This is a genomic window from Mycobacterium sp. TH-M11 (assembly GCF_057473725.1).
The window spans coordinates 1-8,196 of the sequence record NZ_JBYCLD010000062.1; the positions used below are offsets into that span (position 1 = coordinate 1).

At 66.0% G+C, this 8,196-nt stretch carries 8 protein-coding genes; 4 read left to right on the forward strand and 4 right to left on the reverse strand.

The genetic code is table 11. The annotated features are described in order from the left end of the window. Positions 1–918 (forward strand): signal peptide peptidase SppA (gene sppA / locus AC2VOG_RS02430; RefSeq protein ID WP_486938323.1); only part of this gene is annotated, 918 nt, incomplete at its 5' end. Here the strand turns inward: sppA and AC2VOG_RS02435 are convergent. The 4 genes from AC2VOG_RS02435 to AC2VOG_RS02450 form a co-directional block, all read right to left on the reverse strand. Continuing rightward, positions 915–1,829, reverse strand: coding sequence for a class I SAM-dependent methyltransferase (locus AC2VOG_RS02435; RefSeq protein ID WP_486938324.1), 915 nt, complete (start codon positions 1,827–1,829; stop codon positions 915–917). The two genes, sppA and AC2VOG_RS02435, sit on opposite strands and share 4 nt — an antisense overlap. After that, positions 1,826–2,728 carry a class I SAM-dependent methyltransferase gene (locus AC2VOG_RS02440; protein WP_486938325.1) on the reverse strand — a complete coding sequence of 301 codons (903 nt, stop codon included), beginning with the start codon at positions 2,726–2,728 and terminating at the stop codon, positions 1,826–1,828. The genes AC2VOG_RS02435 and AC2VOG_RS02440 overlap by 4 nt, the downstream gene beginning before the upstream one ends. Positions 2,729–2,737: 9 nt before the next feature. Beyond that, entirely contained in the window at positions 2,738–3,676 is a 939-nt protein-coding gene (locus AC2VOG_RS02445; protein ID WP_486938326.1) for a class I SAM-dependent methyltransferase, read from the reverse strand. Positions 3,677–3,955: 279 nt separating this feature from the next. Beyond that, entirely contained in the window at positions 3,956–4,867 is a 912-nt protein-coding gene (locus AC2VOG_RS02450; protein WP_486938327.1) for a class I SAM-dependent methyltransferase, read from the reverse strand. 308 nt (positions 4,868–5,175) lie between these two features. Between AC2VOG_RS02450 and secY the strand changes: the two genes are divergently transcribed. The 3 genes from secY to map are packed head-to-tail and all read left to right on the forward strand — an operon-like array spanning position 5,176 to position 7,846. Continuing rightward, positions 5,176–6,501, forward strand: a complete 1,326-nt coding sequence (gene secY, locus AC2VOG_RS02455) for a preprotein translocase subunit SecY (RefSeq protein WP_486938328.1) — start codon at positions 5,176–5,178, stop codon at positions 6,499–6,501. Beyond that, positions 6,498–7,043 (forward strand): adenylate kinase, encoded by a 546-nt coding sequence (locus AC2VOG_RS02460; protein WP_486938329.1) that lies wholly within the window; start codon positions 6,498–6,500, stop codon positions 7,041–7,043. Before secY ends, AC2VOG_RS02460 begins: the two co-directional genes overlap by 4 nt. A gap of 2 nt (positions 7,044–7,045) precedes the next feature. Continuing rightward, the gene (map, locus tag AC2VOG_RS02465; protein WP_486938330.1) at positions 7,046–7,846 is read left to right on the forward strand and encodes a type I methionyl aminopeptidase; all 801 of its coding nucleotides are present in this window, start codon (positions 7,046–7,048) and stop codon (positions 7,844–7,846) included. The last annotated feature ends 350 nt before the right edge of the window (positions 7,847–8,196 follow it).

Consider the following 8,196-nt stretch of genomic DNA (forward strand, 5'->3'; position numbering starts at 1 on the left):
TCAGGAGGACCCTCCATGCCCGGGCGCGGGCCGAAATCGACTATTGCCGTGATCACCGTCGCCGGCCCCATCGTGAATGGCCGCGGCGGTTCACGGCTGCCGTTGGGATCGCCCAACGCCGGTGCCGACACCATCGCCGCGGCACTGCGCGCTGCCGCACACGACGATTCGGTGTCGGCGATCGTCTTGCGGGTCGACTCGCCGGGTGGCTCGGTCACGGCATCGGAAACCATCTGGCGGGAAGTGAAGAAGGCTCGTGAGCGCGGAAAGCCCGTCGTCGCGTCGATGGGTTCGGTTGCCGCATCCGGGGGCTACTACGTCTCGATGGGCGCCGACGCGATTGTGGCCAACCCCGGGACGATCACCGGTTCGATTGGGGTGGTGACGGGCAAGCTGATCGCCCGCGACCTCAAACAGCGGCTGGGTGTCGGCTCAGATGCCCTGCGCACCAACGCCAATGCCGACGCATGGTCGATCAATGCGCCGTTCACCCCGGAGCAGCAGGCGCAGGTCGAGGCCGAGGCGGATCTGTTCTACACCGACTTCGTCGAGCGCGTCGCCGACGGCCGCAACTTGAGTGTCGACGCGGTCGACGCGGTGGCCCGAGGTCGGGTGTGGACCGGCGCCGACGCCCTCGACCACGGCCTGGTCGACGAGCTCGGCGGCCTGCGCACCGCGATACGCAAGGCCAAGGTGCTGGCGGGTCTCGACGAAGACGCCAAGGTTCGCCTGGTCGGCTACCCGGGTTCGTCGGTATGGGACTACCTGCGGCCACGACCGTCGTCCCAGCCCGCGGCGGCCTCGTTGCCGGACGCGTTGGGCGCGTTGATCGTTCAGTCCGTAGTCGGCATCGTCGAGCAGGCTGAGCGATCGCTGGCCGGCGCCAGCGTGCTGTGGTTGGGGGAGTCGCGCTTTTAACCTCGCAGCGTTCCGCTGATGTAGATGATCTCGCCCAGCGGATCGTCATTCTCCGGGGTGGGGACGGCCCGTCCATTGTTACGGAACAAGTCTTCGCGAGAGATGTCGGTGACGTCCCACGACTTGCCGCGCAGGTATTCCGCGACATGGCTGCGTTGGCCGCTGTAGATCAGCGAGGGCATGTCGATGTCGACGCCCTGCTCACGAAGCGGGGCAGCCATTTCGCGGGCCCGGTCTTCGTCGAAATCGATGATCCCCGGCACATATTCGGTTGCGACCGTGCTGCCCGGTGTGCTCAACGCGGTGATGTTGTCGAACAGCCGGTCCTGAGCTTCTGGCGGCAGGTAGATCAACAATCCCTCGGCCAGCCACGCGGTCGGTGCGCCGATGTCCAGCCCCGCCGCGCGCAGCGCCGCCGGCCAGTCGTAGCGCAAGTCGATCGCGACCGTGCGACGCGTCGCGGTGGGTTCGGCGCCGAGACCGGCGAGTGTGCGCGTCTTGAACTCGATCACCTGCGGCTGGTCGATCTCGTAGACGGTGGTCCCGTCGGGCCAGGGCAGTCGGTAAGCGCGGGCGTCCAGACCCGAGGCCAGGATCACCACCTGCCGTACGCCCGACGCGACCGCGGCAAGGAGGTAGTCGTCGAAGAACTTGGTGCGCAGTCCCATTCCGTCGACGATGGCCTGCATCCGTTCCGGCGACGAATTCGGGAACAGCGAGACATCGACGTCTCCGTCGATCATCTTGACGAAGAAATCCAGCCCGACGGCTCGGACCAGCGGCTCGGCGAACGGATCGTTGATCAAGGGCCGAGCATCCCTGGTCGCCATCGCGCGACCCGCGGCGACCATGGTCGCGGTGGCGCCGACGCTGGAGGCCAAGTCCCAGCTGTCGTCGTCGGTGCGCGTCATTTCAGCGTCGCATTGACGTAGCTCATCTCGCCGAACACCGCCATCGTCGACTCCTCGGGGAATTCAAAACCGTTGCGGGCGTATAGCTCTTTGGCCGGGTGCGCGTCCACCTGCCAGCCGTGCGTGGTGAGGTAGTCGGCGACGACGGCGCGGTCGCCGACATAGAACAGGTCTTCGGCGTCGAGGTGGAAGCCGAAGCTGCGCCAGCGCTCGCTGATCTGTTTGAGGCGGTCACTGGTGAAGGCATTCGGATCGGGAACGTGTTCGGTGGCGAGCTGGCTACCTGGTGCGCTGAGCGCGGTGATGTTGTCGAACAACCGATCCTGCGCGTCGGCCGGCAGATAGGGCAACAGGCCCTCGGCGCTCCATGCGGTGGGTTGGCTGGCGTCGAAACCCTTGGCGCGCAGCGCGGCCGGCCAGTCGTCGCGCAGATCGATGGCGACTGTCCGCAGTTCCGCGGTCGGCGCGGCACCGAGGCCGGCCAGGGTGCTGGTCTTGAACTCGATCACTTCGGGCTGGTCGATCTCGTAGACCACCACGCCGTCGCCCCACGGCAGCCGATAGCCGCGGGTGTCCAGACCCGAAGCCAGGATCACCGCCTGCTTGATACCCGATACGGCGGCACTGGTGAAAAAGTCGTCGAAAAACCTTGTGCGTACCGCCATTTGCTCGGTCCGCGTCTTGCGATTCAGCATCGGGTCGTCCTCGAGGCTGAGATCACCGTCCAGGAGGCGAACGAACGGCGCCAGGCCTACCGCACGCACCAGCGGCTCGGCAAACGGATCGTCGAGCAGCGGTTCGGGCCCGCGCGAGGCCATCGCGCGCGAGGTCGCCACCATGGTGGCGGTGGCCCCGACGCTGGAGGCCAGGTCCCAGCTGTCGTCGTGGGTGCGTGGCATTGAGAGCTCCTATTTCTTGTCGGTCAGCGTGCCGCTGACATAGAGACGGTCGGCGAACGGCAGGTCGTCTTCGGTAAGCGGGGCAAGACCATTGGCGGAGAACAACTCTCGGATGGTGCGGCCGCTCATCTGCCACCCGTGATCGGACAGATACGGCGAGGCCTCATTGCGTTCGCCGAAGTAGATCAGTTGCGTCATGTCGAGGTCGAGCCCGTGTTTACTCCAGCGTTGTGACACGGTCCGCATCCGGTCCTTGACCCGCTCCTCGTGGTCCTTGCCGCGGGTGGGCCCACTCTCGGTGGCGATCCGGCTGCCGGGTGCGCTGAGCTCAGTGATGTTGTCCAGCAGCCGATCCTGGGCTTCGGGCGGCAGGTAGCCCAGTAAACCCTCGGCACTCCACGCGCTGGGTTGAGCGGGGTCGAAGCCGGCGGCACGCAACGCGGCCGGCCAGTCCTCGCGAAGGTCGACAGCGACCGCGCGACGGTGTGCGGTGGGCCGGGCTCCGAGTTCGGCCAGGGTGCGCGACTTGAACTCGACGACCTGCGGCTGGTCGATCTCATACACCGTGGTGCCGGCCGGCCAGGGTAGCCGGTAGGCCCGCGCGTCCAGGCCGGAAGCCAGGATCACCGCCTGCTTGATGCCCGCATTGGTCGCCTCGATGAAGAACTCGTCGAAGAATTTCGTGCGGACTGCCATGTTGTCGGTCATCCGCTGCGCACCGGCCGGCGCACCGTCGTTGTCGTCCTCGAGGTCGGCGGGGGACAGCTCTCCGGTGGCCAATCTGGTGAACAGATCGAGACCGACCGCTCGAACCAGGGGCTCGGCGTACGGATCGTTGATCAGCGGTCGGTCGGCTTTGCTGGCCATCGCGCGGGCCGCGGCGACCATGGTGGCGGTCGCGCCGACGCTTGATGCTAGGTCCCAGGTGTCGTCGTCGGTGCGTGCCATTGCGATCCCTCCGCCGGAAAACCAGGTGATTACTTAGCCAATATAACAAGGCTACCACGCGCCCGAGTGGCCTCGTGCGCTGGCATATTTCTGCAACGCACGTCGATCGCGGTCATTCCCGTGTCGCGCCTCGATAGAACGCGAGGTGTCCGAGGACGGGGTGTTGCCGGACGCATGGCATGTCGCCCCGCGACTACATCGGGCTGACGCGAAGGTAGATGCAGACGCCGCCGAAGTCGGAGCGCCAGATCCCAGCGGTTGCGGTCGTCTGAACAGTTCCTAGCGGCGAGTTGCGATGACGGACACGATGTTGCGGAATGCGGCGAGCGCGTCGTCACCGGGGAAGTCGCGGCCGTATTCGCCGAACAGGTCGCGGCGGTTGCGCGCATGCACAGCCCAGCCGCGGTCGGTGAGGTAGTCGGCGACGTTGTTGCGGTCGCCGTCGTAGAACAGCCCCGATAGGTCGACGTCGCAGCCGATGTTGGCCCACCGGTCGCTCATCGCCTTGCCGCGCTCGGCCATCGACAACCCGTTGTCCGGGTGGTACTCGGTGGCGATTTGACTGCCGGGCGCGCTGAGCGCGGTGATGTGGTCGAAGAGCCGGTCTTGGGCTTCTGGCGGCAGGTACATCAGCAGTCCCTCGGCGCTCCAGGCCGACGGCCGGTTCGGGTCGAAGCCACTCGCACACAATGCGGCCGGCCAGTCCTCGCGCAGGTCGATGCTGACCGTGCGGCGCTGGGCCGTCGGTTCGGCGCTCAGGGCCGCCATCGTCTCGGTCTTGAACCGCACAACCTCGGGTTGATCGACTTCGTAGACGATGCTGCCGTCGGGCCAGCTCAGCCGGTAGGCCCGCGAGTCCAAACCGGCTGCCAGAATCACCGACTGACGAATGCCCGCTGCCGCCGCGCCGAGAAAGAAGTCGTCGAAGAATTTGGTGCGCACTGCGAGCGAGTCGGTCTCGGTTTGCAGTTCGCCTGCGCCGTTGTCGCCCGCCTGGCCCGGGTCGATGTCGCCGTCGACCACGCGGGTGAAGAATTCGATGCCCACCGCGCGCACCAGGGGGGCGGCGTACGGGTCGCTGATGAGGGGGTCGGCGTCCTCGGTGGCCAGCGCCCGGGCCGCCGCCACCATCGTCGCGGTGGCGCCCACGCTGGAAGCCAGATCCCACGTGTCGGTATCGCTGCGCGTCATCGTCCACCTTTCCGTTCACATTCGGCTGTCAACATTTGATACTTAGCCAAGGTAAAGAGCCAAGGAAACTCTACGCCTTGTTGTTGTGCGCGGTCTGGGAGCGCTGCTGCCCACCGCAGCCGACCCTTGGCAGGCAGGCGCTTCACCCGCTGTTAGTCTCGTAGACTGTCCGACGCGCGCTGGAACACGTCCTGCCTGCATGTGCTTGGCGCGCGACGCAGGACCACGAGACCGTTTTACGACAGTCCGGCTGGATGCACCAGCCAGTAGGCACGCCGCGACCAGAGACCGGCTGCGCAGGAGGAAGAGTGCTTTCGGCTTTCATCTCATCGCTGCGAACAGCCGACCTCAGACGCAAGATCCTGATCACGCTGGGCATCGTGATGCTGTACCGGCTGGGCGCGACGGTGCCGTCGCCCGGCGTCAACTACCCCAACGTGCAAAAGTGTCTCGCGCAGATCAGTGGCGGCGAGTCGGCGCAGATCTACTCGCTGATCAACCTGTTCTCCGGCGGGGCGCTGCTACAGCTGACCGTGTTCGCGGTCGGCGTGATGCCCTACATCACCGCGAGCATCATCGTGCAGCTGCTGACAGTGGTCATCCCCAGGTTCGAGGAGCTGCGCAAAGAAGGTCAGTCCGGTCAGGCCAAGATGACGCAGTACACCCGTTATCTGGCAATCGCGCTGGCCATCCTGCAGGCCACCAGCATCGTGGCGCTGGCCGCCAACGGCGGCCTGCTGCAGGGCTGCAGCTTGGACATCATCGCCAACCAGAGCATCTTCACCCTGGTCGTCATCGTGCTGGTGATGACGGCGGGTGCGGCGCTGGTGATGTGGATGGGCGAGCTGGTCACCGAGCGCGGCATCGGTAATGGCATGTCGCTGCTGATCTTCGCCGGCATCGCCGCCCGGATACCCGGTGAAGGCAAGAGCATTCTGGACAGCCGCGGCGGGGTGGTACTGGCCACGGTCTGCGTGGCCGCGCTGATCATCGTGGTCGGCGTGGTGTTCGTCGAGCAGGGCCAGCGCCGGATTCCGGTGCAGTACGCCAAGCGCATGGTGGGCCGGCGAATGTATGGCGGCACCTCGACGTATCTGCCGCTGAAGGTCAACCAGGCCGGCGTCATCCCGGTGATCTTCGCGTCGTCGCTGATCTATATTCCGCATCTGATCACCCAGCTGATCCGCAGCGGCAGCGGCGGCATGGGCAACAGTTGGTGGGACAAGTTCGTCAGCAACTATTTGTCGAACCCCGGAAGCCCGGTCTACATCGGGATCTATTTCAGCCTGATCATCTTCTTCACCTACTTCTACGTCTCGATCACGTTCAACCCCGACGAGCGTGCCGACGAGATGAAGAAATTCGGCGGGTTCATTCCCGGTATCCGCCCGGGCAAGCCGACCGCCGACTATCTGCGGTACGTGTTGAGCCGGATCACCTTGCCTGGTTCGATCTATCTGGGTCTGATCGCGGTGCTGCCGAACCTGTTCCTTCAAATCGGTAGTTCCGGGCCTGTTCAGAACCTGCCGTTCGGTGGTACCGCGGTGCTGATCGCCATCGGTGTCGCGTTGGATACCGTCAAGCAGATCGAGAGTCAGCTCATGCAACGCAATTACGAAGGGTTCCTGAAGTGAGAGTCGTGTTGCTGGGGCCGCCCGGAGCGGGTAAGGGCACGCAGGCCGTCAAGCTGGCGGAGAAGCTCGAGCTTCCACACCTGTCCACCGGAGATCTCTTTCGGGAGAACATCGGCAACGGGACTGAGCTGGGGCTGAAGGCCAAGCGCTACCTCGACGCCGGCGATCTGGTGCCCTCGGAGCTGACCAACGAGATGGTCGACGACCGGCTCAGCAAACCCGACACCGACGCCGGTTTCATCCTGGACGGCTACCCGCGCTCGGTCGCGCAGGCCAAGGCGCTGCACGACATGCTGGAGCGCCGCGGAACCGGACTTGACATGGTGTTGGAGTTCCGGGTGCCCGAGGATGTGCTGTTCGAGCGACTCAAGGCGCGCGGGCGCGCTGATGACACCGACGATGTGATCCACAACCGGATGAACATCTACCGCGACGAGACCGCGCCGCTGATCGAGTACTACAGCAGCGAGCTGAAGACCGTCGACGCCGTCGGCTCCGTCGACGAGGTGTTTGCGCGGGCCCTGCAGGCCCTCGGAAAGTAACGGTGATCAGCCTGGCCGGCCTGCGCAGTCGCAAGGTGGTGCCCCAGCGCAGTGCGGCCGAACTCGACGCGATGGCCGCAGCGGGCGCCGTGGTCGCCGCCGCGTTGGCTGCGGCGCGTGAAGCCGCGGTCCCGGGAGCGACGACGCACGACCTCGACCAGATCGCCGAGTCGGTGATCCGCGACGCCGGTGCCACCCCGTCCTTTCTCGGCTACCACGGCTACCCGGCCTCGATCTGCTCGTCGGTCAACGACCGCGTCGTGCACGGCATCCCCTCGGCAGCCGACCAACTGGCGGCCGGCGACCTGGTCTCGGTCGACTGCGGTGCGATTTTGGACGGCTGGCACGGCGACGCCGCGATCACCTTCGGTGTCGGCGCACTCATTCCCGACGACGAAGCGCTCTCCCACGCCACCAAGGCGTCCATGGAAGCGGGGATCGCGGCGATGGTTCCCGGGAACCGCCTCACCGACGTCTCGCACGCCATCGAAACCGCCACCCATGCGGCAGAGGTCCGTTATGGCCGCACCTTCGGGATCGTCGAGGGCTACGGCGGGCACGGTATCGGTCGGCAGATGCACATGGACCCATTTCTGCCCAACGAAGGCGCCCCCGGTCGCGGCCCACTGCTGGCCGAGGGATCGGTGCTGGCCATCGAGCCGATGCTGACGCTGGGCACTCGCAAGACCGTGGTGCTCGACGACGAATGGACGGTGGTCACCACCGACGGGTCGCGGGCCGCGCACTGGGAGCACACGGTCGCCGTCACCGACGATGGGCCCCGCATCCTGACTCTCGGCTGACCTTTGCAGATCGTTGCCGCCGACAGCGGACAGGTGCTCGCTGTGAGACGGTCACGCTCACCCGGTGTGGCTGACGGTGTCGAAGCAGACGTCATCTGCGCGTGGCATTCCGTGCAACGTGCGAAGGACCTCGTCGGTGTCGTGCCGGTCGGTTCACGGTGCCCGGGTGCGGGTGGACCAAAGCGAGCAACCTGGTGCTGGCGTGTCGGGCTGGCCGTCCGGTTGCCGCTTTCTGTCTGCCCCTGCTGGCGTCGAGTGTGCGCTGACGGCGTCGAGTGTGGACCGGGGGCGGGCTTTCCGCGAATTTACCCCCCCCGACGCACACAAGACGCCCCGGAGGCCCACACGCT

Excerpts from the sequence above, each read along its gene's own strand:
- AC2VOG_RS02435 (WP_486938324.1), bottom strand. The coding sequence starts at position 1,829 with ATGACGCGCACCGACGACGACAGCTGGGACTTGGCCTCCAGCGTCGGC.
- AC2VOG_RS02440 (WP_486938325.1), bottom strand. The coding sequence starts at position 2,728 with ATGCCACGCACCCACGACGACAGCTGGGACCTGGCCTCCAGCGTCGGG.
- AC2VOG_RS02445 (WP_486938326.1), bottom strand. The coding sequence starts at position 3,676 with ATGGCACGCACCGACGACGACACCTGGGACCTAGCATCAAGCGTCGGC.
- AC2VOG_RS02450 (WP_486938327.1), bottom strand. The coding sequence starts at position 4,867 with ATGACGCGCAGCGATACCGACACGTGGGATCTGGCTTCCAGCGTGGGC.